The 23,854-nt window shown below is 67.3% G+C and carries 22 protein-coding genes; 11 read left to right on the top strand and 11 right to left on the bottom strand.

All coding sequences use genetic code 11. The features are described 5' to 3' along the window. Positions 1-29 precede the first annotated feature (29 nt). Positions 30-755: an alternative oxidase gene (locus tag LLW23_RS07020; RefSeq protein ID WP_228948049.1), complete on the top strand. Its 726-nt coding sequence runs from the start codon at positions 30-32 to the stop codon at positions 753-755. Further along, entirely contained in the window at positions 748-2,043 is a 1,296-nt protein-coding gene (locus LLW23_RS07025) for a glycoside hydrolase family 130 protein (protein WP_228948050.1), read from the top strand. Before LLW23_RS07020 ends, LLW23_RS07025 begins: the two co-directional genes overlap by 8 nt. On the opposite strand, the gene LLW23_RS07030 is transcribed toward LLW23_RS07025, so the two are convergent. The 3 genes from LLW23_RS07030 to LLW23_RS07040 form a co-directional block, all read right to left on the bottom strand. Beyond that, the gene (locus tag LLW23_RS07030; RefSeq protein ID WP_228948051.1) at positions 2,019-4,658 is read right to left on the bottom strand and encodes a cation-translocating P-type ATPase; all 2,640 of its coding nucleotides are present in this window, start codon (positions 4,656-4,658) and stop codon (positions 2,019-2,021) included. The genes LLW23_RS07025 and LLW23_RS07030 overlap by 25 nt on opposite strands. After that, positions 4,658-5,656 carry a L,D-transpeptidase gene (locus LLW23_RS07035; RefSeq protein WP_228948052.1) on the bottom strand — a complete coding sequence of 333 codons (999 nt, stop codon included), beginning with the start codon at positions 5,654-5,656 and terminating at the stop codon, positions 4,658-4,660. The genes LLW23_RS07030 and LLW23_RS07035 overlap by 1 nt, the downstream gene beginning before the upstream one ends. 117 nt (positions 5,657-5,773) lie before the next feature. After that, the gene (locus tag LLW23_RS07040) at positions 5,774-6,439 is read right to left on the bottom strand and encodes a VIT1/CCC1 transporter family protein (RefSeq protein WP_228948496.1); all 666 of its coding nucleotides are present in this window, start codon (positions 6,437-6,439) and stop codon (positions 5,774-5,776) included. A gap of 270 nt (positions 6,440-6,709) precedes the next feature. On the opposite strand from LLW23_RS07040, the gene LLW23_RS17515 reads away from it, so the two are divergent. The 4 genes from LLW23_RS17515 to LLW23_RS07055 all read left to right on the top strand — a co-directional run bounded on the left by LLW23_RS17515 (position 6,710) and on the right by LLW23_RS07055 (position 9,641). Then, complete coding sequence (locus tag LLW23_RS17515; protein ID WP_270049254.1) at positions 6,710-6,841, top strand: hypothetical protein; 132 nt, start codon at positions 6,710-6,712, stop codon at positions 6,839-6,841. A gap of 125 nt (positions 6,842-6,966) precedes the next feature. Continuing rightward, a complete protein-coding gene (locus LLW23_RS07045) occupies positions 6,967-8,520 on the top strand; it encodes a PAS domain-containing sensor histidine kinase (protein WP_228948053.1) in 1,554 nt (517 codons plus the stop codon). Then, on the top strand, positions 8,513-9,169 hold the full coding sequence (locus tag LLW23_RS07050) for a response regulator transcription factor (protein ID WP_228948054.1): 657 nt from the start codon (positions 8,513-8,515) through the stop codon (positions 9,167-9,169). The genes LLW23_RS07045 and LLW23_RS07050 overlap by 8 nt, the downstream gene beginning before the upstream one ends. Before the next feature lie 52 nt (positions 9,170-9,221). Then, on the top strand, positions 9,222-9,641 hold the full coding sequence (locus LLW23_RS07055; RefSeq protein WP_228948055.1) for a response regulator: 420 nt from the start codon (positions 9,222-9,224) through the stop codon (positions 9,639-9,641). Positions 9,642-9,659: 18 nt separating this feature from the next. On the opposite strand, the gene LLW23_RS07060 is transcribed toward LLW23_RS07055, so the two are convergent. The 5 genes from LLW23_RS07060 to LLW23_RS07080 all read right to left on the bottom strand — a co-directional run bounded on the left by LLW23_RS07060 (position 9,660) and on the right by LLW23_RS07080 (position 14,753). After that, positions 9,660-9,845: a hypothetical protein gene (locus LLW23_RS07060; RefSeq protein ID WP_228948056.1), complete on the bottom strand. Its 186-nt coding sequence runs from the start codon at positions 9,843-9,845 to the stop codon at positions 9,660-9,662. A 129-nt stretch (positions 9,846-9,974) separates the two neighbouring features. Next, the gene (locus LLW23_RS07065; RefSeq protein ID WP_228948057.1) at positions 9,975-11,048 is read right to left on the bottom strand and encodes an acetate/propionate family kinase; all 1,074 of its coding nucleotides are present in this window, start codon (positions 11,046-11,048) and stop codon (positions 9,975-9,977) included. Next, positions 11,045-13,363, bottom strand: coding sequence for a phosphoketolase family protein (locus tag LLW23_RS07070; RefSeq protein WP_228948497.1), 2,319 nt, complete (start codon positions 13,361-13,363; stop codon positions 11,045-11,047). Before LLW23_RS07070 ends, LLW23_RS07065 begins: the two co-directional genes overlap by 4 nt. Positions 13,364-13,416: 53 nt before the next feature. Beyond that, complete coding sequence (locus LLW23_RS07075; protein WP_228948058.1) at positions 13,417-14,088, bottom strand: NAD(P)H-dependent oxidoreductase; 672 nt, start codon at positions 14,086-14,088, stop codon at positions 13,417-13,419. 212 nt (positions 14,089-14,300) lie between these two features. Then, on the bottom strand, positions 14,301-14,753 hold the full coding sequence (locus LLW23_RS07080) for a PA2169 family four-helix-bundle protein (RefSeq protein WP_228948059.1): 453 nt from the start codon (positions 14,751-14,753) through the stop codon (positions 14,301-14,303). A 107-nt stretch (positions 14,754-14,860) separates the two neighbouring features. Here LLW23_RS07080 and LLW23_RS07085 point away from each other — a divergent pair, with 107 nt between their 5' ends. Continuing rightward, the gene (locus LLW23_RS07085; RefSeq protein ID WP_228948060.1) at positions 14,861-16,006 is read left to right on the top strand and encodes an AraC family transcriptional regulator; all 1,146 of its coding nucleotides are present in this window, start codon (positions 14,861-14,863) and stop codon (positions 16,004-16,006) included. Between the two features lie 37 nt (positions 16,007-16,043). Continuing rightward, positions 16,044-17,486 (top strand): S41 family peptidase, encoded by a 1,443-nt coding sequence (locus LLW23_RS07090; RefSeq protein ID WP_228948061.1) that lies wholly within the window; start codon positions 16,044-16,046, stop codon positions 17,484-17,486. A gap of 22 nt (positions 17,487-17,508) precedes the next feature. On the opposite strand, the gene LLW23_RS07095 is transcribed toward LLW23_RS07090, so the two are convergent. Next, entirely contained in the window at positions 17,509-17,847 is a 339-nt protein-coding gene (locus tag LLW23_RS07095) for a hypothetical protein (RefSeq protein ID WP_228948062.1), read from the bottom strand. Positions 17,848-17,994: 147 nt separating this feature from the next. On the opposite strand from LLW23_RS07095, the gene LLW23_RS07100 reads away from it, so the two are divergent. Next, positions 17,995-19,632 (top strand): FAD-dependent oxidoreductase, encoded by a 1,638-nt coding sequence (locus LLW23_RS07100; RefSeq protein ID WP_228948063.1) that lies wholly within the window; start codon positions 17,995-17,997, stop codon positions 19,630-19,632. Positions 19,633-19,637: 5 nt separating this feature from the next. Here the strand turns inward: LLW23_RS07100 and LLW23_RS07105 are convergent, their stop codons facing one another. Beyond that, complete coding sequence (locus tag LLW23_RS07105; protein WP_228948064.1) at positions 19,638-20,882, bottom strand: RNA polymerase sigma factor; 1,245 nt, start codon at positions 20,880-20,882, stop codon at positions 19,638-19,640. 10 nt (positions 20,883-20,892) lie between these two features. Then, the gene (locus tag LLW23_RS07110) at positions 20,893-21,252 is read right to left on the bottom strand and encodes a YciI family protein (protein WP_228948498.1); all 360 of its coding nucleotides are present in this window, start codon (positions 21,250-21,252) and stop codon (positions 20,893-20,895) included. Between the two features lie 115 nt (positions 21,253-21,367). Between LLW23_RS07110 and LLW23_RS07115 the strand changes: the two genes are divergently transcribed. Then, on the top strand, positions 21,368-22,948 hold the full coding sequence (locus LLW23_RS07115; protein WP_408642022.1) for a cryptochrome/photolyase family protein: 1,581 nt from the start codon (positions 21,368-21,370) through the stop codon (positions 22,946-22,948). A gap of 37 nt (positions 22,949-22,985) precedes the next feature. Then, positions 22,986-23,735: an enoyl-CoA hydratase/isomerase family protein gene (locus LLW23_RS07120; RefSeq protein WP_228948066.1), complete on the top strand. Its 750-nt coding sequence runs from the start codon at positions 22,986-22,988 to the stop codon at positions 23,733-23,735. The last annotated feature ends 119 nt before the right edge of the window (positions 23,736-23,854 follow it).

Here is a 23,854-nt window from a genome sequence, read left to right on the forward strand (position 1 = left end):
CCCCACCTACTGCCTTCAGGAAACCCAATATGGTCAATTCGATACTCGCCCCCGACGCGCGCGCGCTGAGCGATGAACGCGCCGCCGAGCCGATCATCCATCACGAGCCGCATGGGATCTCCGATCGCTTTGCGCTCGGCTTCACAAAGCTGCTGCGGTTCAGCGCGGATACCTTCTTCGCCAAACGCTATGGCCATCGTGCCATCGTGCTGGAAACGGTGGCGGCGGTGCCCGGCATGGTCGGCGCGATGTTCACGCACCTGCGCTGCCTGCGTTGGATGCGCAGTGACGAGGGCTGGATCCGGACGCTAATGGAGGAAGCCGAGAACGAGCGCATGCATCTGATGACGTTCATCGAGATCGCCAAGCCGACATGGTTCGAGCGGATGGTGATCCTGGCCGTGCAGGGCGTGTTCCTGGTCGCTTTCTCGATCCTGTATCTCCTCTCCGCGCGGACTGCGCACCGAGTGGTCGGGTATTTCGAGGAAGAGGCGGTGACCAGCTACACGCTCTACCTTCAGGAAATCGACGAAGGGCGCTCGCCCAACGTGCCGGCCCCGGCGATCGCGCGGCATTACTGGCAGATGGCGGACGATGCGACGCTGCGCGACGTCGTGCTTTTGGTCCGTGCGGACGAAGCGCATCACCGCGACGTCAACCACGGGTTTGCGAGCACGCTTGGCGGCACCGGGCATGATGCTCGGCCGATCGCGCCTTATCCCGTGCATGCGACCGAACTCAGCGTTGGTGCCTGATCGACTGCCCGGCGCGCCGTTCGTTCGCCGATTGCCGATCGAACTGCGCGCCGATCCCTCGCGCGTCGTCGTCCGCCCCTATGTTCCGGGGGCGGACGACGATCACGCGCGTGCGCGGCGGATCGCCGCGCGCGTGATGGCGCTGAGCGCGGCGCATGTCGCGGACGAGCTGCAGGGCCTGATGCGCGATTTCGGCGGTCACGAGACTCAGGTGAAGGCTGGGTTCCGCCAACGCTATGCCGAAGTCGCCGGCGTGATCGCGCTCGACGCGCCGGCGAACGATACGCAGGCACTCCTGATCGGCGCCTATTTCAGCCAGGAATATGGCTACGAGGCAGCCGCGCTGTTCAATCCCAGCATCGTGCCACACCCCAATCAATCGGGCGTACCTGACGGCGCCGTACGGTTCGTGCTGTCGCTGCGCGCGGTCGGCGAGGGGCACGTCTCGTCGATCGCCTTCCGCACCGGCATCTGCGACGCGGCGGGCTGGATCGTGCTCGCGCCGCAAGGCGAACGCGCGGTAGTTCCGGTGATCGAGGATGCGGCGCTGGGCGGCTCGCGCGCGGCGGGCGTCCGGATGCGATGCGACGACGGCCTCGCTCTGTCCGAGATCGTGATCTTTCCGTCCACACCGGCGCAGCGCAACGGGATCGAGGATCTGCGCCTCGTCCGCTTCACCGAGGACGATGGCAGCGTGGCGTGGCTGGGCACCTATACCGCCTATAGCGGACAAGGCATCCGGCAGGAGATCCTGCGTACCACCGACTTCGCTTCCTTCTCGCTCGACCCGATCCGGGGAGCGGCCGAAGCCGGCAAGGGCATGGCCTTGTTCCCGCGACGGCTCGCGGGACGCTATGCGATGCTGGGCCGAGCGGACAACGAGACCATTTCGCTCGCCTTTTCGGACGACCTGTACGAATGGCCGACCGGCCCGACGATCATCGCGCCGCGCTGGCCGTGGGAGTTCGTCCAGATCGGCAATTGCGGCGCCCCGATCGAGCTCGACGAGGGGTGGCTCGTCGTGACCCACGGGGTCGGCGCGATGCGCAACTATGTGCTGGGCGCATGCCTGCTCGATGCGCGCGACCCTTCGCGACTGATCGCGCGAACCACGCGCCCGCTGATCCGGCCCGACGCGACCGAGCGCAAGGGCTATGTCCCCAACGTGGTCTACAGTTGCGGCGCCATGCTGCACGGGCGGACGCTGGTGCTGCCCTATGCGGTGGCCGACAGCTTCACGACGTTCGCGACGATGCCGGTCGATCAGCTGCTGGCGGCGATGGACTGAGCGGCCTCCCGCTGCCGCCATCGCGCGACAACGAACTTGGTGATCTCGGTCACCACGATCGTTGCGGCAGTCGAGCCTGCACAGAACCAGAGCGTCCGGCTCGATACCGGCGACGTGCCAAGGATACCGCCGAGCACCGGCCAGAACATCGCCACAAGTTGCAGGCTGAGCGCAATGCCGACCCCGAGCAACAGCCACGGGTTGGACAGGATCGGCTCGCGCACGAGCGAGCGGCGTTCGCTGCGCATGCACAGGACGTAGACGTTCTGGAACAGGACAGTCATCAACAGCACCGCATTCTGGATCTCCGCGACGGGATGGCCGTCGCGGTGCAGACCGTGGACGAGGTATAGCGCCAGCCCGGTCATCAGGAGAGCTGGCGGGATCATCAGCGCGATGGCGCTGCGATCGAGGATCGGCGCCTCGCGCGAGCGCGGTGGCTGGCGCAGCTCCTTGCCGTCGCCGCGGCCGAAGCCCAGCATCACATCCTGCGACCCATTAGTGACGAGGTTGAGCCAGAGCAGCTGGACCGCCGTCAACGGCATCGGCAAGCCAAGGGCGACCGCGCCGATAAACATGCCGATTTCCGCAAGCCCGGTGGCGAGGAGGACGATGACGATCGCACGGACGTTGCCGTACGTGACTCTTCCCTCCTCCACCCCCGCCACGATCGAGGCGAAATTGTCGTCGGCCAGCACCAGATCGGCAGCGCCGCGCGCGACGTCAGTGCCGGCGAGCCCCATCGCCACGCCGATATGCGCGGCCTGGAGCGCGGGCGCATCGTTGACGCCATCGCCGGTCACCGCGACCAGTTCGCCGCTCGCCGCGAGCACGCGAACGATCTCCATCTTCTGGACCGGCTCGATCCGCGCGAACACGCGCCCGCCCAGGATCAGTGCGGACAGCGCCTCGGGCTGACCCGCCAGATCGGTCATTTGCGATCCGGTGACGACTTGATCCTCGCGGACGTCTAGCCCCAGGCCGCGCGCGATTGTCAGCGCCGTGCCGGGATGATCGCCCGTCACCATGCGGACGCCGATCCCTGCCTCGGCGCAATGCGCGATGGCGGCGGGGACTTCGGGGCGAACCGGATCGATCAGGCCGATCCAGCCGAGGAGGGTCAATCCGCGCGGCGCTATCGCATCCACCGCGGCCGAACCATCCGAGGCGGCGACCGCAATGATCCGATAGCCTTCGCGCGCCATCGCATCGGCGCGGGCAATCAGCGCGGCGTCGATCGACCGACACATCGGGCCGATGACTTCGGGCGCGCCCTTGGCGAAGACGCGCACGCCTGCGCCTTCGTCCACCGCCACGGTCGAGAATTTGCGGGCGGGCTCGTATGGCAGGGCATCGATCCGGTCGATCGCATGGAGCGCGGCCAGGTCAGCGCCGCCATCGGCCGCGAAGCCGAGCAGCGCGACATCAACGGTATCCCCCACCGGCGTCCCGTCCTCACCGATCGAAGCTTCGTTGCACAAAGCTGCGGCGTGGCGGATCGCGGCGAGCGCATCGGCGTGGTCGCGCCAGTCGGCACGATCGAGCTGCGCACCGTCTGCCAGCAGGATGCGTTCGACCGACAGGATGTTGCGCGTGAGCGTTCCCGTCTTGTCGCTGGCGATGATCGTGCAGGCGCCGAGCCCCTCGACCGCGGGAAGCGACCGCACGATGACGTTGCGCGCGGCCATCCGCCGCGTGCCCGCCGCCAGCGCGACCGTGACCGCAATCGACAGCCCTTCGGGGATCGCCGAGACCGCCAGCGCGACGGCCAGCAGCAGGATTTCGTCGCCCGGACGCCCCTGGATTAGCAGGATCGCCGCAAACGGCACGATCAGCGCCATCGCGCCGATGCTGATCTGCCGCGCGAGACGATCGAGGCGGAGAACCAGCGGTGGCGGGGTCGCCTTCTCACTACGCAACGACGCATCGATCGCGCCGAGCGCCGTGGAAGATCCGGTCGCAACGACGATGCCGACGCCGCGCCCCTGTTCGATCATCGTGCCGGCAAGCAGCATTGTCGTGCGATCACCCGGCTGCATGGCATCGGGCAGCGTGGCGCCCGGATCCTTCGCGACCGCCACCGATTCGCCAGTGAACGTCGACTGGTCGACGTGCAGGGCTGCGGCGGACGACAGGCGGATATCGGCGGGCACCGCCATGCCGCTTTCCAGCTCTACGACATCGCCAACAACGATGTCGCGCGCGTCGATGACGGCGACGGATCCGCCGCGCCGCACCGTCGCATCATGCCCGATCATATCGCGCAGCGCCGCGAGGCTGCCGGCAGCCTTGCCCTCCTGTACCGTCCCGATCAGCGCGTTCAGGAACAGCACGATGCCGATAAAGCCGGCATCGGTGTAATGGCCGAGCCCGAGCGAAATTGCGGCGGCGGCGATCAGCAGGTAGATCAGCGGGCTGTTGAATTGCCGTATGAACAGCAAGATCAGTGAGGGGGCCGGCGGCGGCGCGAGCTGATTGCGACCGTCGCGCTTCAGCCTTGCGGCGGCCACGGAGGGCTGCAATCCCGCGTCACCGGTTTCCAGCCGCGCCGCGACGTCAGTGCTGGACAGCGCGTGCCATGCAGGCGTTGCGACGGCGGCAGCGCTGGCGGCCATCAGTGGTCCGTCTCGATGATCGTCACCGCCGTGCCGGTGCCCGAGGTGGCCAGCGTATCGCGCGTGACCAGCAGCGTCGCGCCCGGCGTGAGGATCGTCGACAGAGCGGCGTGAAAGCCGTCCGGCAGGCGCGCCTTCGCGCGATCCTCGGGGCCGATTTCGCGCGATCCGGTCTCCCCCGGCAGCGGCAGGCTCAGCCAATGTTCTCCGGCCTCGTCGATGCTCTGGAGCGTGAAGGCGGCGGTGCGGTCGATCGGGGCGTCGAGCGCGATCGGGCTCGATCCGATCTCGACACCGTTGCGCAGGACGATGACTCGCCGATCGCGTCCGCTGACGACGATCGATACCGGGCCAGTCGGTGCCCGCGCAGGGTTCCACGCGAAGGCGGCGCCCGGCGCGGTCGGAGCGATGTTCCGCCCGAGCGGCGATGGCCCAGCGACGACGACCGGCACCAGCGCGTCGTCGGTGATGACGACGGTGATGCCCATTCGCGTGATGCCGAACAGCAATTTGGCAAAGGCGAGCGGCATCCGGATGCAGCCATGCGAGGCAGGATAGCCGGGCAGATTGCCGGCGTGCATCGCGATACCGCCCCAGGTGAGCCGCTGCATGAACGGCATGGCCGCATCCTCGTAGAGATTGGACACGTGATCCGCGTCTTTCTGGAGCACGGTGAAGACGCCGGTCGGCGTGACATGCCCCTTCCTGCCGGTGGACACCGTCGTCACCCCGATCGGCACGCCATTGCGATAGACATAGGCGCGTTGAGTCTTCAGGCTGACGATGATCGTGACGGGACCGGCCGGCGCGATCCCGGGCGCCCAGAGATATTCGCCGGGCTTCAGCCGTTCGATCCGGCCATCGGCGGTGGTTATCGGCAGGACGGTGGGGTCGGCAGCCGGCGCGGCTTGCGCCGACGCAAGCGACGGGAGTGACATCACTGCCAGCGCGAGCGCGGCGAGCGCTGGCGTGCGGCATCCCAACAGGGCCATAGTCATGTGTCGATCCGATGCACAAAGCTCGCCGTGCGCCCGCGATCGGACAGCACAGGCCTCGGCGACAGTGCCCAACCGCACGCGGCGGCGGCACCATCGGAATCTACGCAGGCCGGCCGATCACACCGCTGTGCCGATCGCGCGACCGATCAGCGCGGTCACCGCCATTGCGAAGGCGCCCCAGACGGTAACCCGAAAACTGCCGCGCCCGATGGCGGCCTCACCGGCCTTGGCCCCCAATGCGCCGAGGATCGCAAGAAACAGCAACGACGCGCCCGCCACGCCCGGAATGACGAAAGCGGCTGGCATGACGAAGACCGCCAACACCGGCATCGCTGCGCCGACCATGAAGCTGGCGGCGGAGGCAAAGGCTGCCTGGATCGGCCGGGCGCGCGTGCCGATCGTCATCGCCAGTTCGTCGTGCGCGTGCGCCGCCAACGCGTCGCGCCCCGTGAGCTGGGTCGCCACCGCCAGCGCGGTCGCATCGTCGACGCCGCGTGCCGTGTAGATGCCGGCGAGCTCCGCCAGTTCGCCCGCCGGATCGGCTGCCAGCTCGTCACGTTCGCGATCGAGCTCGGCGGCCTCGGTGTCGGCCTGCGCGCTGACCGAGACATATTCGCCGGCCGCCATCGACATCGCGCCCGCAACCAGCCCCGCGGTGCCCGCAATGGCGATCTCACCCGATCCGCCACCTGCCGCCGCGACGCCCAGGATCAGGCTGGCCGTCGACACGATCCCATCATTCGCACCGAGCACGGCGGCGCGCAGCCAGCCCACGCGATCCATGACATGGCGCTCGCGATGACGGCGCAGCGAACCGGACGCCACGGTCAGCGGTGCCGCGCCGGAAGTATGTAGACCGGCAGATGCCGGCATGCTTCGTCATCCGGCATTGTCATGTCCTTTGCGCGTGCGGGCTGACCTTAAGGCGGCTCGCGACTTGCGCTACTTGGGGAGACTACGTGGTCGCTGGACCAGCGCCGATCTGCGTAAAACCACAATAGGCCTGTGTCGATAACGTCGGCAGGACAGCGGCGACCATCGAGGATCGGCCACGTGCTGCACTTATTTCACCATTGTTTCGGGCCGCTGATCGCGATGAATCGCCGGATATCGATCGGCGGCGGCGTCCTGATGCTGGTAATGGGCGGCCAAGCCGTGGCGATGCTGGTCAGCCCGCTTGGCTGACACGGGCCGAACCTGCGGCCCCGCGCGTTGATAGGCTGCCGGTTGCGGGTATCTTGCGATCGCCCCGAAGCAGAGAGCTGCCGTTTGATGACCAGAGCCCCTCGCCGCCAACCCGTGCGGCCGACGTGAACTCGGCGCCGACGCCCGATGCGTCGACCTCGATCGAATCGACGGTACGCCGCAGCGCGATCGTGGCCGAGGAACTCGGGCTGCTGATCGATGGTGCGATCGGTTACGCGATCTACATGCTCGATCCCGAGGGCCGCGTGACGATCTGGAATCGTGGCGCCGAACGCATGAAGGGGTGGACCGAGGCCGAGGTCGTCGGGTGCGACAGCGCGATGTTCTACACCCCCGACGACGTGGCTGCGGGCCGGCCGCGCGACGATCTGGCGCGCGCCGCCGCGCTCGGCCGGATCGAGGAGGACAGCTGGCGGCTGCGCAAGGACGGCTCCGAATTTCTCGCGAGCGTGACGATGACCGCGCTGCGCGACGAGGCGGGCGCACTGCGCGGCTTCGGCAAGGTGATCCGCGACGTGACCGACCAGAAGGCGGCGGAAGCGGCGGTGCTGCGGCGCGAACATCATCTGCGCTCGATCCTGGCGACCGTGCCCGATGCGATGATCGTGATGGACGAGCGTGGCATCATCTCGTCGTTCAGCAGGACCGCCGAGCAGATGTTCGGCCATGCCCGGTCCGCGGTCGTTGGCCAGAATGTCGGCATGTTGATGCCCGCGTCGGAGCGCCATGGCCATGACGCCTATCTGCGCAACTATCTGGCGACGGGAGTTGCGCACGTCATCGGATCGGTGCGCTTAACGACCGCCCAACGTGCCGACGGCAGCACCTTTCCGATCGAACTCGCGGTCGGCGAAACGTCGATCGGTGGCGAGCGCATCTTTACCGGTTTCGTACGCGATTTGACCAACCGGCACGAAACCGAGCGCCGGATGAAGGAATTGCAGTCCGAGCTCGTCCATGTCTCTCGCCTGAGCGCGATGGGTACCATGGCATCGACGCTGGCGCACGAGATCAACCAGCCGTTGACCGCTATCGCCAATTATCTCGAAGCCAGTCGCGCCATGATCGGTGAGACGCAGGACAACCTCCTCGCCGAGATCGCCGAGGCGATCGAACTTGCGGCAGCGCAGTCGCTGCGCGCAGGGATCATCGTGCGCCGGCTGCGCGCGTTCGTGGAGGGCGGCGACACCGGGTTTCGGATCGAGCGGCTCGACCAGCTGGTGGACGAAGCGACCAGCCTGGGTCTGCTCGGTGCGCACGAGGCGGGCATCGAAGTGACGATGACGATCGCCGCTGGGCTGGACCAAGTGCTGGTCGATCGGGTGCAGATCCAGCAGGTGCTCGTGAACCTGATCCGCAACGCCATCCAGTCGATGGCGACGACGCCGTGCAAGCGATTGACGATCGCGACCGCACCCGACCGCGAAGGATGGGTTCGCGTGACCGTGGCGGACACGGGGGTCGGGCTTGATCCGGGCATTCGCGATCGCCTGTTCGATGCCTTCGCCACGACCAAGGAGGACGGGATGGGCCTGGGCCTTTCCATCTGCCGCACGATCGTGGAAGCGCACGGCGGGCGGATCTGGGCAGAGGCGATGACGCCGTCGGGCACCGCCTTCCACTTCTGCGTGCCGCTGGCCGGAGACGAGCATGTCTGACCCCAATCGCACCGTTCACATCGTCGACGACGACGAGGCGATCCGGCAATCGATCGGCTTCCTGCTGCGCAAGGACGGATATGAGGTGCGGACGCATGCGTCGGGCACGGCTTTCCTGAAGGAAGCAACGCGCGAGACGCCGGGTTGCGTGCTGCTCGACGTACGGATGCCAGATCTGGACGGCTTGGAAGTGCAGGCGCGGCTGGCGGCGCAGGGCATCGCCCTGCCCGTCATCATGCTGACCGGGCACGGGGATGTGACGCTCGCCGTGCGCGCGGTGAAGGCGGGCGCGGTCGAATTCCTCGAAAAGCCGTTCGAGCGTGTGGCGCTGCTGGCGGCGATCGAGGAGGCGCTGCGCCAGGCGGGCCGGAACGATCGCCACCGCCTGGCGGCGACCGAAGCCAAGGTGCGTCTTGCCGCGCTGACCCCGCGCGAGCGCGACGTGCTGGATGGCATGGTGATCGGGCGGCCGAACAAGCTGATTGCGTTCGATCTCGACATCGCGACGCGCACGGTCGAGGTCCATCGTGCGAACCTGATGGAGAAACTGGCGGCGCGGAGCTTGTCCGACGTCCTGCGCATCGCCTTTGCCGCCGGCCTCGGCGAACCCGAGGTCCAGGCATCCGAAAGCCCCTCGTCTACTACGTAAAGACTTGGCGCCGCCGACCTGCGATTTCGGCGGAAATTCCAAGGACTTTCACATGCAGGACGCCGCCAACACCTCGCCGATCGACGCCATCCGAATCTCGCTCGTCGATGGCGAATCCTCGGTCCGTCACGCGCGCCAGTTGATGCTTCATGCGGAAGGATTTGCCGTGCGTGCGTATCCAACCTGCGCCGCGCTGCTCGCCGATCCGCAGGCGCGCCACGACGCGTGCATCATCCTCGACATCGACATGGAGGATGTCGACGGGCCGACGCTGTTGCGCCGGATGCGGGAGACCGGCTGGCGCGGCACGGCGCTTCTGCTCGACGGCGTTGCGCCTGACACTTCGGTGCTGCTTGAGGCCGGACGGCATGGCGATACGGTGCTCCGCCGCGATGTCGGTGACCGGTCGTTGCTGGCGGCGATCAGGGGGGTGGTCGATGGCGGCAGGACAAACGGGACCGGCAAAGACTGAACGCCGGACCGTCAGTGATCAGAATGCGATCGACGGATCGCCAGCGTCATCCGGGTGCGTAAGCGCTGCCAGCCGCTGCGCATACGCCACGGCCAGGCCATGATGCGATGCCCGCGCGCAGCTGTCGGTGGACGCAATGGCCAGCGCCGTCGAACGGGCAATCCGCCGGGCACAATAAGCGGCTTCAGCAGCATGATCGGGCATGGGAGACCTCCAGAGCGGGTTCCCGCGTCGCCAGATCGCGGACAACGGGTCATGTCTCGTAGATAGTGCGCCGGCGCACGATCCACGACGATCGGGATGTACCTAGGGCGCCTCAGACGCCGGGCCGGATCAGCCGCCGGCCAGGATCGTCTGCATGTGGCGCGCGATCTGATGTTCCTCGCGCGAGGGGAGCGTGGTCGCCGGGCACGATTGCGGCGCGGGATCGTCATGCTGCGATAGCGTGACGCCCGCCCAGGCCAGATCGTGACAGATCATCTGTCGCACGAGCGGATCATGCTCTCCGATGCCGCCGGTGAAGACGATCGCATCCGCGCCGCCGAGCGACGTCATCATTGCAGCGATTTGCTTGGCGACCGACCGCACGAACATCGCGACCGCCAGATCAGCGCCCGGATTACCGCGGGCGGCGTGCAGCGCGCGCATGTCGCCGGACAGGCCCGAAATGCCGAGGAGGCCACTTTCCTTGTCGATCAGTCTTTCAAGTTCCACCGGATCGCACCCGCGCGTCCGCAGGAGGTGGATCAGGACACCGGGATCGATATCGCCGGTTCGCGTGCTCATGATGACGCCGCCCGATGGCGTGAGGCCCATGCTGGTATCGATCGAACGGCCATCGCGCACAGCGGTGACGCTCGCCCCGTTGCCCAGATGCGCGACGACCAGCCGGCCGGGCAGCGCATCGCCGAGCTGGAACACGACGGACTCGCACGAAAGGCCGTGGAAGCCATAGCGATGGACGCCCTCGTCCCGCAGCGAATGCGGGATGGGCAGCGTCCGCGCAACGCTGGGCATGTCCGCATGAAAGGCGGTGTCGAAACAGGCGATCTGCAGGCAATCGGGATATTGCAGCGTCGCGCGTTCGAGGAGCGCGAGCGCGGGGGGCACGTGCAGCGGTGCGAAGCGTTCCGCGGCCGACAGCTCGCCAAGGACGGCATCGTCGACCCTGCAATGCGAGAGCAGCTTCGGGCCGCCGTGGACGATGCGATGCCCGATGGCGACCGGAGCAGCCGCGCCGACCTTTGCCAGCGCCGCATCGATCGCTGCGAACGGCGGATCTCCCTTCGCGGGATCGACCTGCCCCGCGACAAGTTCGCGCACGTCATCCTGCGTGATGTCGAACGCCGCGAACTTCAGGGACGACGAGCCGCTGTTGAGGACCAGTGCGACACGTTCGCCGGTCACGCCGGCCAGCGCCAGTCGAGCACCTCGGGCATGTCGTCGCCCTCTTCGGCGATATAGGATTTGTGCCGTTCCATTGTCGCCCAGTAGCGCGCGGTCTCGGCCGGCACGCGATCCGCCAGCCGCGGGATCCGCTCGATCGCGTCGAGCGCGAGGCGGTAGCGGTCGACATCGTTCAGGACCACCATGTCGAACGGCGTGGTCGTGGTCCCTTCTTCCTTGTAGCCGCGGACGTGGATGTTCGCATGATTGCTGCGGGCATAGGTCAGCTTGTGGATCAGCGCCGGATAGCCGTGATAAGCGAAGATCACCGGCTTGCCGGCAGTGAACATCGCATCGAACGCGCGATCGTTCAGCCCGTGCGGATGTTCGGACTGCGGCTGCAGGACCATCAGATCGACCACATTGACCACCCGGATGCGAATGTCGGGAACATACTCGCGCAGCAGCGTCACCGCCGCGAGCGTTTCCAGCGTCGGGACGTCGCCGGCACAGGCCATGACGACGTCGGGATCCTCGTCGTCCCCCGCCCAGGACCAGACCCCGGCCCCGACCGTGCAGTGCCGGACGGCGGCATCCATGCCGAGCCACTGCCAATCGCGCTGCTTGCCGGCGACGATCACGTTCACATAGCCGCGGCTGCGCAGACAGTGATCCGCCACCGACAAAAGGCAGTTCGCATCCGGCGGCAGATAGATCCGCGCGACGTCCGCGGTCTTGTTGGTGATATGATCGATGAAGCCCGGATCCTGGTGCGACAGGCCATTATGATCCTGCCGCCAGACGTGCGAGGTCAGCAGATAGTTGAGCGATGCGATCGGGCGGCGCCACGGGATCGACTTGGTGACCTTCAGCCACTTCGCGTGCTGATTCACCATCGAATCGACGATGTGGATGAACGCTTCGTAACAAGAGAACAGCCCGTGCCGGCCGGTCAGCAGATAGCCCTCGAGCCAGCCCTGGCACAGATGCTCGCTCAACACCTCCATCACCCGGCCGTCGGTGCTCAGGTCGGTGTCGTCCGGGTGCGTTTCGGCCATCCAGACCTTGTTCGAGGCATCATAGACATCGGCGAGCCGATTGGACGCGGTTTCGTCGGGGCCGAACAGGCGAAAGTTCGCGGTGCCCATGTTGAGCGCCATCACATCGCGCAGATAGTGGCCCAGAACACGCGTCGCCTCCGCCGCGACCTGGCCGTGGACAGGCACCGGGACGGCGAAATCGTGGAAGTCGGGCAGCGACAGCGGGGTCAGCAACTCGCCGCCATTGGCCTGCGGGTTCGATCCCATCCGGCGACGCCCGGTCGGCGCCAACGAGGCATAATCGTCGCGAAACTTGCCGTTCGCGTCGAACAGCTCCTCCGGCCGATAGCTGCGCATCCAGTCTTCGAGCTGGCGCAGATGCTCGGGATCCTTGAAGTCCGCGATCGGCACCTGATGCGACCGCCATGTTCCCTCGACGGGCTTGCCATCAACGACCTTGGGGCCGGTCCAACCCTTGGGCGTGCGGAACACGATCATCGGCCACCGTGGCCGTTCGGGTGACGCGCCCTCGGCGCGCGCCGCCGCCTGAATGGCCTGGATGCGTGCCAGTGCGGTGTCGAGCGTCGCGGCAAGCTGCTGGTGCACCTGCTCGGGATCGCTGCCTTCGACGTAGAAGGGTTCGTGGCCATAGCCGCGCAACAAGGCATCGAGCTCGTCGTGATCGATGCGCGCCAGGATCGTGGGGTTCGCGATCTTGAACCCGTTGAGATGCAGGATCGGCAACACCGCGCCATCGCGCGCGGGGTTCAGGAACTTGTTCGAGTGCCAGCTGGCGGCCAGCGCGCCGGTTTCCGCCTCGCCGTCGCCGATGATGCACGCGACCAGCAGGTCAGGATTATCGAACGCCGCGCCATAGGCATGGGCGAGCGAATAGCCCAGCTCGCCGCCCTCGTGGATCGATCCGGGGGTTTCCGGCGCGACATGGCTCGGGATACCGCCCGGCCACGAGAACTGGCGGAAAAGGCGGTGCATTCCCGACCGGCTGCGCTCGATCGCAGGATAGCGCTCGGTGTACGACCCTTCGAGATACGTGTGCGCGACCAGCCCCGGCCCGCCGTGGCCGGGGCCGATGATGTTGATCATGTCGCGATCATGCTCGACGATTAGCCGGTTGAGATGGACGTAGAGGAAGTTCAGCCCCGGGGTCGTCCCCCAATGGCCGAGCAGCCGCGGCTTCACATCGGCGATCGTCAGCGGGCGATCGAGCATGGCATTGTCGCGCAGGTAGATTTGGCCGACGGACAGGTAATTGGCGGCGCGCCAATAGCCGTCCATGCGACGCAGTTGATCGGGGCTGAGCGTCGGGCCGCCGGTTTCGTTCAGGATGGTCAATCCGGCTGCCCCTGTGTGACGGCGCCGGCGTGAAGCGCGGCGACTTCGACACACAGGCGCTGCGCCTCGTCCTTGACCTGCGTCAAATGATGCGCTGCCGCGCTCTCCGCGAGATCGTCGGTAATGTAGGCGAAATGGACATGCTTCTCGCCGCGCATGCCGAAGGCGTGCATCAGATAGCGATCGAATACCGTGTTGAGCGCTGACTGCTGCCCCTGCGCGTCGAGCCACGCTTCATCCGCCGCCGAGGTCGTGAAACTCACCAACTGCTGCTCGCCGAGGAGGCTGGTGGGGGCCTGTTGCTGAATCGCCGCAGGCACGACCCCAGTGCCCAGCACCCGATCGACATAGCCCTTCAGCATCGCCGGCGCGCTGCCGAACCAGATCGGGTAGATCAGCACGAGCACGTCGCTGCGCCGGATGATCTCGATCTCGTCGGCGACATCGCGCAGCGGATGGGGATGTTCGGGGCCTGGACGTTCGATCGCCTTCAGGACCGGGTCGAAGCCGATATCATATAGGTCGCGGAGCACGACCTCCTGGCCGCACCAGCGCACCGTATCGCAATACGCCTGCGCGATGGCGTGATTGAAGCTGCCCGTGCCCGGGTGACACAGGACGACGACATGCCGACCGGCGGCTTTCGATGCTTGAGATTTGTCGGCCATCGAGATCCGTTCCGATCGTTCGGCGCGGCTTTCAATTGGCCGGCGCAAGGTGGGCGCGGCCGTCGCAGCGGACAGCCAGCATCACCATTCGCTTAGCCGATCGGATCGGCGGATTTGACCCTCGGTAACTACGCAGTGCGGGGCGCGCACGCGTATCAGAACGCAATCAGACAAGGTAAGCCGGAGGCGGTTACGCCTCCGGCTCAATCCGATCAGGCTTCCATCGAATGCTTCAGATCGCGCATCTCGTCATGCCCGCTCTTAACCGAACCCCAGGCCGACCCGATCGCCGACTTCGTGGCCGCGGAAAGCTCGTTGTCCTGCATCGCGCTTTCGAACTTCGCCTTGATATGATCCTCGCCGCGCTCGACTTCGTTCACGATCGCCTTGTCGTCCTGGCCGGTGACTGCAGCCTTCAGGTCGAGGAACACCCGATGCGCGCCGGCCAGCACGGTGCCGTCGTCTTCCGGATTGCCGCCCTGACGCGCTACTTCAGCCTGCAGGTCCGTTACAACCTGACGGCGCTCGGACGCGCGCGCAAGGAAACGATCGGTGAACCGGCCGGTCTCGGCGTCCTTGGCGGCAGCTTCATAACCGTCGGCGCTGTCGAGCGTCGTTGCGATCAGGCCGTTCAGCGTGCGAATGTCGTGGCTGGTGTCAGTCATGGGTTACTCCCTTACAATGAAGTAGGTTTAACGGGCGCCCGACGCATCCGTTCCGGCATCCGCGGTTGATCTCTTCCGCTCGCCTGCAGACCTGTTAGCTTTCTGACATGCTCGACGGTCTTGTTTTCGGCTGGCGTTCGGCTCTGCTGACATTCGCAGTACTGCAACTGCTGGCAATCGCGGCAGCGTTGCCGCGGACGATCGTGAACCGGACGGCGAACCGCACCTTGGCGGCGCTGCTGGTCGTTCTGGCCGGCGTGCTGGCGCCGTGGCTGATCGGCTTTGCCGGCTTCTACGACCGCTGGCGCTGGCTCACCTTCGCGCCGCTGGCCTGCCCGCTGGCGATTGCGCCGCTGCTTTGGTTCTACGTTCATGCCCTCGTGCAAGGACGGTGGCCGCGCGATGCTCGTCTGCACCTCGCGCCGGCTGCGGCGCACCTGCTGTACATGGCCGCAAGCTTTCTGTTGCCCCTGCCGCTGAAGGACGGCTGGGCGGATCTGACGCTGGGGCCAGTGAACCGTATCGCGTGGCTGTTTTCGGCAGTCGGTTTGGCGGCGTATGGCGTCGCCGGCCTGCGACTGCTGCGCCGTTATCGCGGGCTCCTCGACGCACAACACAGCGATGCGCACCGCTATGCCGCGCGCTGGCTCAGCCGCGCCATCGGCGCGACGCTGGTGTTGTTGCCCGTCTGGGCGATCTATGCGGCCTGGAATGCCGTCTCACCGCTCGGCTATTTCGCGCTGATGGGGCTGCACCTCGCGATCGCGATGTTCGCGCTGTACCTCGCGGTGGAGGGCTGGCGCCATGCCGGCCTGCCGTTCCCGACGATGGACACGCTGGCACCCGCGACCACGCCTGAACCCGCTGGCCGGGACTGGCGAGCGCAAGGCGCCGTTTGGGCCGAGACGGTGCGACGCGAGGGCTGGGCCGCAAACGCTGAACTGTCGCTTGCCATGCTCGCGCGCCAGTTGGGCACCAACACCAGCCATTTGTCGCGCGCGCTGAACGAGGGGCTTGGAATGGGCTTCTCCGGCTTCATCAACGGGTTGCGCTGCGAAGCAGTGGCCGCGGCGATCGACCGGGGCTCTCAGGATGACCTGCTCGATCTGGCGCTGGAGGCGGGGTTCAGCTCCAAGGCGAGCTTCAATCGCGCGTTCCAGGCCGCCTATGGCATGACCCCGTCCGCGTACCGCCGCGCGGCGCGAGGACACACGTCGCAAATCGCAAATTTCACAGCGGAAGCCCGGATCTGAGGCGCGCCGACGGCCGCCGATGTCCATGCCGCCCGACATGAACCGACGCCAACTCATCGCCGCGCTTGCCGCGAGCGCTTTTCTTCCCGGCTCCGCCGCGGCGGCGCCACCAACGCCGGAAGCGCTCGCGACCGACATTGCCCTCCTGCGGCGCGCGCTGGCGCTGCATTGCGGCCTTCACCGGTACAACACGCCTGCGCAGATGAACGCCAGGATCGAAGCCTTGTCGCGCGACTTCGCGGCTGCCGCCGATACCGCGCAGCGCTATTTAATCCTCTCGCGCTTCCTGGCGACAATCCGTGATGGGCATAGCTACGCCAACTTCTTCAACCAGCGGCGCAGTGTCGCCGCCGAGCTGTTCGATCGACCGACCCGCGTGCCATTTCACTTTCGCTGGCTCGACCGGCGCATGGTCGTCACCGCATATGGCCGCGACCAGCTACCGCCCGGAACGATCGTCGAGCGGCTGAACGGCACGCCCGATCGCGACATCCTGTCCCGCCTGCTGCCCTACACCCGCACCGATGGGCATAACGAGGGCAAACGCGTGTCGCTGCTCGAGCTCCGCGGCACCGAGTCGATCGAGACGTTCGACGTCTTCCATGGCCTGGTCTTCGGGCCGCCGCCGGAAAGCCGGCACCGGATCGAGGCGGTAACCCCGGATGGTCGACGCTTCACGGTGGAACTGCCCGTCATCAGCCTCGCGCAGCGCCGTGCGCAGATGGTGGTTCAGGAGGACGGCGACGGCCCGATCTGGACCTGGACGGTGCGGCCGGACGGCATCGCCGTGCTCGATATGCCCAGTTGGGCGCTGTACAACAGCAAGTGGGATTGGGAGCCGTGGCTGCGCGCCAGGCTCGACACGCTGCCGTCGCTCGCGGGGCTGATCATCGATCTGCGCGGGAACGAGGGCGGGAACGACTGCGGTGCCCCGATCCTCGCGCGCTTGATCGCTACCAAGCTGACGCGCGATGCGGGCGAGCGCCGGGTTCGGTTTCGTACCACGCCGAAGGATCTCGACCCGTATCTGGACACCTGGGACGACAGCTTCCGTACGCTCGGCGTGGATGCCGCAGACCTGGGCAACGGCTTCTTCCGGCTGCCTCCCGTCGCGGGTGTCGACTGGATCGACCCTGTCGCGCCGCGGATCGTTCGGCCAGTGGCGGCGCTGGTCGGGCCGGTGAACAGCTCCGCCACCTTCCAGTTCGCGCATCTCGCCAAGCGTAGCCGCGCGATCCGGCTGTTCGGCGAGGAGACGGGCGGCAACCTGCAGGGCACGATCGGCGGCGGCTTCTTCTTCGTGCGCTTGCCCGCGAGCGGGCTGGAGTTCGACCTGCCGCTGATCGGATACGATCCGAGCGGGCCACGGCGCGATGGTGGCGTACGTCCCGATGTGGCGATCCGTACGACCGCCGCCGACATTGCCGCCGGGCACGACCCGACAATGGACGCCGCCGCGAGGTGGATATCGTCCGGCTGAACGGGCCGAAGCCGCGGCTTGATCAGCGTTGCTTTTTGGCCGTGGTCGCGGTGAAATCGGGGTCTTTTTTTGCGACCCAATCAACGAACTTGCGCACGTTGGGGTTGGCCAGCAGCATGTCCACGTCGGTGCCGTGGCGCTGCAGTTCGGAATTGGTGAAATTGGCGATCAGCGTCTGCTGGCAGATCGGGTGCATGGGAACAGTATCGCGCCCGCCGCGGCTCTTGGGCACGGGATGGTGCCACACGATCGTCTTCCCGGTGGGCCGGCCGCAGAGCCAGCACGCGACCACGGGGGCCGGCGCCTCGTCCTCGGGCGGCGACTCGACGTAAGCACCGTGTTTCGAATGTTTGCGCGCCATGCTGTCCCCCGACTTCCTGCGCTCGCTTTGATCATATTGGCAGGTTCTCGCAATCCGGTTCGACCGTGCGCGCCGCGAAGGGGCCGGGGCGATCCATCCGTTTGCGCGGTGCCCGGTTGCGGTTATCCTCGGGCGAGGGGAATCCGCATGACCGATGTTCCGTTGCCCGGCGCTCAGCGGCGCGACCAGATGTTCCCGACGCTTGGGGCCGACGATGTCGCGCGCGTGGCGCGGTTCGGGGTGCCGCGGCGCTATGCCGCGGGCGAGGCGCTGTTCCGCACCGGAGCGACCGGCGTGGGGCTGTTCGTCGTCGTGCGCGGGCGCGTCACGATCACGCGGCATGATGCGATCGGCGTCGAGACGCTGGTGGTGGAGCATGGCGCAGGGGCGATCATCGGCGAAACTACGGGGCTTTCCGGGCGCCCGGCGCTCGTCGATGCATTCGCGGCGGAGGATACCGACACCGTCGCGCTCGATCCCGCGGCGCTGCGCGCACTGCTGGTGGCCGAGGCGATGCTCGGCGAGCGGATCACGCGCGCGCTGATCCTGCGCCGGGTCGATCTGATCGCGAGCGGTGCCGGCGGGCCGCTGATCGTCGCGCCCGCCGATCATCCCGGCCGCGTCGTGCTGGCGAACTTCCTGCGCCGCAACGGCCTGCCGTTCCGCGCGCTTGATCCTGCGACCGATCACGAGGCCGACGAACTGCTCGCCTCGATCCACCCCGAGCCGGGCGATTATCCGCTGGCGCTGCTCGCCGACGGCACGGTGCTGCGCGCGCCGAACGAAGCGACGCTGGCCCGAGCCCTCGGCATGATCGGCGAAGCGGATGCGGACAAGGTGTATGACGTCGCGATCGTCGGCGCCGGGCCAGCTGGGCTCGCCGCATCGGTCTATGCCGCGTCCGAGGGCCTGTCGGTGCTCGTCGTCGACCAGCGCAGCTTCGGCGGGCAGGCCGGCGCAAGCGCGCGGATCGAGAATTACTTCGGCTTCCCGACCGGCATCACTGGCCAAGCGCTCACCGCGCGCGGCTTCGTCCAGGCGCAGAAGTTCGGCGTCGAGATCGCGATCCCGACGACGATCGCCGCGCTCGACTGCGGCGGCGCGGGCGGGATCCATCGGCTGCGGACCGAGGACGGGCGCATTTATGCCGCGCGGACGGTGGTGATCGCGTCGGGTGCGCGCTATCGCCGCCCGCCAATCGACCGGCTCGCCGAGTTCGAGGGCCGCGGCATCTGGTATTGGGCGTCGCCGGTCGAGGCGCAATTCTGCGCGGGGCAGGAAGTGGCGCTCGTCGGCGGCGGCAATTCGGCGGGGCAGGCCGCGGTGTATCTCGCGGGGCATGCCCAAAAGGTACGGATGATGGTGCGCGGGCCGGGGCTGGCGGAGACGATGTCGCGCTATCTGATCGACCGGATCGCCGCCGATCCGCGGATCGAACTGATGCCGCATACCGAGATCGTCGCGCTGGAGGGCGATGCCTCGGGGCTGCGCGGAATCACCTGGCGCGACCGCCAGCACGGCCATTCGACCTCGGCGCCGATCCGCAACCTGTTCCTGTTCATCGGAGCCGACCCGGCATCGGAGTGGCTGGCGAGTTGCGGCGTGACGCTCGACGACAAGGCCTTCGTCGCCACCGCGGCTGGGCTGGCGACCGACCATCCGGGGATCTTCGCGATCGGCGACGTGCGATCGGGATCGGTGAAGCGCGTCGGCGGGGCGATCGGCGAAGGCGCGGCGGTGGTCGCGCAGATCCATGCGTATCTCGCGGCGGTGCAGCCGGCTTAGGCGCTTCAGGATGCCGCGGGGACTTCTCGGAAACCGCCGTCGAGCAGGAAGCGACGCACGCTCGGATCGTTGCTGAGCCCAGCCGCGGTTTGCGCCGCGCGCTCCGCTGCACCCTCGTCGCCGGCAAGCCAGCAAATCCGCGCTTGGGCGGCCCACCACGGCTGGTACGCGCCAGCGCCGGCGATTGCGTACAATTGCGCGAGGCCGGCAGCGTGATCGCCGTTCTCGGCATGTGCGACGGCACGCGCGACCAGCACGCCAGTCGTCGGCGCGAAGGATGCGAGCATGTCGTACAAGCCGGCGAGCGGCGCGGTGAAGCGTTCGCCGGTCAGCCGCTGGTGCGCGTGGAGCGACTGGATCGCCGCCTCGGTCTGGAAGCGGCCGGGCTGCGCGTGCTGCGATGCGCGACGCAGCAGCGCCTCGGCTTCGCGCACCATCTCCCGCGACCAGCGCGCCGTATCCTGGCGATGCAGCGGCACATAGCGTCCGTCGGCATCGCGGCGCGCGGCGCGGCGCGATTCGCAGTGCAGCATCAGCGACAGGAGGCCCATCACCTCGGGATCGTCGGGCAGCAGGTCGCCGAGCAGGCGCGCAAGCCAGATCGCCTCCGAGGTGAGCCCGGCAAGCTTGTCGTCCGCCCCGGTCACGTCCTCCCACGCGGTGCCATAGGCCGCATACACCGCCGCCAGCACGCCGCCGATCCGGGTGCGCGCCTCGGCCGGCTCGGGGATGGCAAAGGCGATCCCGGCATCGCGGATCTTGCGCTTGGCGCGGACCAGCCGCTGGCCCATCGTCGCGCTCGACACGAGGAAGCTCGCAGCGATCCGCGCGGCGTCGAGCCCGAGCACGGTCTGCAGCATCAGCGGCGCCTGCGCCTCGATCTCGATCGCCGGGTGCGCGCACACGAACATCAGCGCGAGGCGCTGATCGCCGAACGGCGCTTCGACCGCCGCCTCGCGCTCGTCCTGCAACAGCCGCACCGCGCCGGCCGCCGCTTCGGCAGTGCGCCGTCGGCCCGCGGCATGCCCGATGCTACGCCGCGCGACAGTGAGCAGCCAAGCGATCGGGTTGGCCGGCGCCCCGTCGCGCGGCCATTGCGCGACCGCCGCTGCAAGCGCCTCGGCCAGCGCATCCTCAGCACCGGCGATGTCGCCGGTCCGCGCCGCGAGGATCGACAACAGCCGGCCATAGGAATCGCGCGCCGCAAGCTCCGCGTGATGCGCGGCGATGCGGCGCGCGTCGTTTACCATTTAGGTGGCATTAGTTCGTCGGCGCCGGCGGCGGCGGCATGACTGGGCGGATCTCGACCGACCCGGCGCTGACGCACGGCGCGCGCGCCGCCCATTCGAGCGCGCCATCGAGATAGGCGACATCGAGGATCACATAACCGCCCAGTATTTCCTTGGTATCGGTGAAGGGGCCGTCGACCACGTGGCGCTTGCCGTTCTCGACGCGGATCGTGGTGCTCACGTCAGGCGGTTGCAGCCCGTTCCCGCTCACCATCGCGCCGCTTTGCGCGATCGCGCCCATATAAGCGGTCCAGCCGCCCCAATAAGCGTCGGCCTGCGCCGGATCGGTGCGCTTGCCCATCTCCTCGGGCGTCTCGTTGAACAGCAGCATGTAATGCACGGATGCGTCCTTCCCTGGCAGTGGCGAGCGACGTCGTGCCGCTCCGTTCCCATGTGCGGCGAGGCGCGCTGATTCAGACGAGTGACGCAGAATTATCGCGCGAACAATGGCGGCGACGGACGGGCGCGCTACATGCTCTCCAGTGACGATTCTCATCCCCGTGCTGGGCGACCAGCTCTCGTTCGATCTCTCCTCGCTAAACGGCGTCGATCCCGCCGACGCCGTGATCTTGATGATGGAGGTGGCCGACGAGACGACGTACGTCCGCCACCACAAGACCAAGCTGGTCTATATCCTGTCGGCGATGCGGCATCATGCGGAAGCGTTGCGTGCGGCGGGGTGGCGCGTCGATTATGTCGCGCTGGACGATCCGGCGAACGAAGGCAGCTTCACCGGCGAGATGGCGCGCGCGATCCAGCGGCATGCGCCGGACCGCATCATCGTGACCGAGGCGGGCGAGTGGCGCGTCGCGGCGATGCTCGACAGTTGGGAGACGCTGTTCGGCCTGCCGGTCGATATCCGCCCCGACACGCGCTTCCTTTGCTCGCATGGCGAGTTCGCCGCCTGGGCCGAGGGGCGCAAAACGCTGACCATGGAGTTCTTCTATCGCATCATGCGCGTGAAGGCCGAATTGCTGCTCGACGATGGCAAGCCGACCGGCGGGCGTTGGAACTTCGACAAGGAGAATCGCAAGCCGGCGCGCGGCGATCTGCTGATGCCGCGCCCGCTTGCCTTTGCACCCGACGCGATCACGCAAGCGGTGATCGCGCTGGTCGAGCAGCGCTTCCGCAACCATCCCGGCAGCCTCGACGGGTTCGACTATGCGGTGACGGCGCAGGATTCCGAGCGCCAGGCGGCGAGCTTCTTCAGCAATGCCTTGCCACAGTTCGGCGATTACGAGGATGCGATGCTGACCGGCGAGCGCCACCTGTGGCATTCGATCCTGTCGCCGTACATCAATTCGGGGCTGCTCGATCCGCTCGACCTGTGCCGCCGCGCCGAGGCCGAATATCGCGCCGGGCGGGCGCCGCTCAACTCGGTCGAAGGCTATATCCGCCAGATCATCGGCTGGCGCGAATATATGCGCGGCATCTACTGGCGTGAGGGACCGGATTACGTCGACCGCAATTTCCTCGGCCACACCCGCGCGCTGCCCGGCTGGTACTGGACCGGCGAGACCGACATGCACTGCCTGCGCGAGACGCTGGGCCAGACGCTCGCGAGCGCGCACGCGCACCATATCCAGCGACTGATGGTGACGGGCAATTTCGCGCTGCTGATCGGGGCGGACCCAAAGCAAGTCCACCAATGGTATCTCGAGGTCTATCTTGACGCCTATGAATGGGTCGAGCTGCCCAATACGCTGGGTATGAGCCAGTTCGGCGACGGCGGCCTGCTCGGCTCGAAGCCGTACATGTCGTCGGGCGCGTACATCAATCGCATGTCGGATTACTGCCGCGACTGCCGCTATGCCGTCGGCAAGCGCATCGGCGAGGACGCCTGCCCGTTCAACGCGCTGTACTGGGATTTCCTGGAGCGACATCGCGACAAGCTGGGCGACAACAACCGGCTCGCCATGCCGTATCGCACGTGGGACAAGATGGCGCCGGCGGATCAAGCGGCGACACGCGAGCAGGCGGCGGGCTTCCTGGCGACGCTCGATGCGAGCGGGGATGCGGGTTACTGACAACAAGAACCGCGAGGGCGGACCAACGAGGGAGAGCATGATGACCGAACCCCTGATCCTGCGCGAGGATCGCGCCGGCTGGACGATCCTGACGCTCAATCGCCCCGACAAGCTCAATGCGCTGACGGTGCCGCTTTTCCGCGAGCTGCGCGCGCATGTCGTGGCGCTGGCAAGCGACGATGCGATCGGCTGCGTCGTGCTGCGCGGCGCCGGGAAGTGCTTTTCCGCCGGCCATGACCTCGGCGACATCGCGAGCGGCGAGGACGTGCCCTCGCGCGGCTGGCACAGCGAGACACTGCGGATGATGGAACGGCTGCGCAAGCCAGTGATCGCTGCGGTGCATGGCCATTGCTACACCGGGGCGCTTGAAGTCGCGCTGGCGTGCGACTTCATCATCGCAGCGGACAGCGCGCGGTTCGGCGATACGCATGCCAAATGGGCGCTGACGCCAATCTGGGGGATGAGCCAGCGGCTGCCGCGGCGCGTCGGCACCGCGACCGCCAAGCGGCTGATGTTCACCGCCGACATGATCGACGCGGCCGAAGCGGTGCGCATTGGCCTCGCCGAATACATGGTCCCGGCGGCGGAGCTCGATGCCGAGATCGAGCGCATCGCCGCGCGGATCGTCGCCAATTCGGCGTTCAGCCACGCCGCGAACAAGCGGCTGCTCGAGGCGACCGATGGCGGCGCGCTCGATGCGGGGCTGCAGTGGGAAGTGATGGAGAACGAAGGCGTCGGCCCCGACATGCGCGATCGCATCGCGGCCTTTACGGGCAAGCGCGGCTGATTTGGCAAAGACTTAGGCCGTCATCGCGGTGACCCGCAGCGGTCACATGGCTGTCGCCAAGCGGGACTAGCCGACCGGGCGTAGCAGCGGCACACCGCATACTCGTCCAAAGGGGTCGT

Source organism: Sphingomonas radiodurans (assembly GCF_020866845.1).
GTDB classification, from domain to species: Bacteria; Pseudomonadota; Alphaproteobacteria; order Sphingomonadales; family Sphingomonadaceae; genus Sphingomonas; species Sphingomonas radiodurans.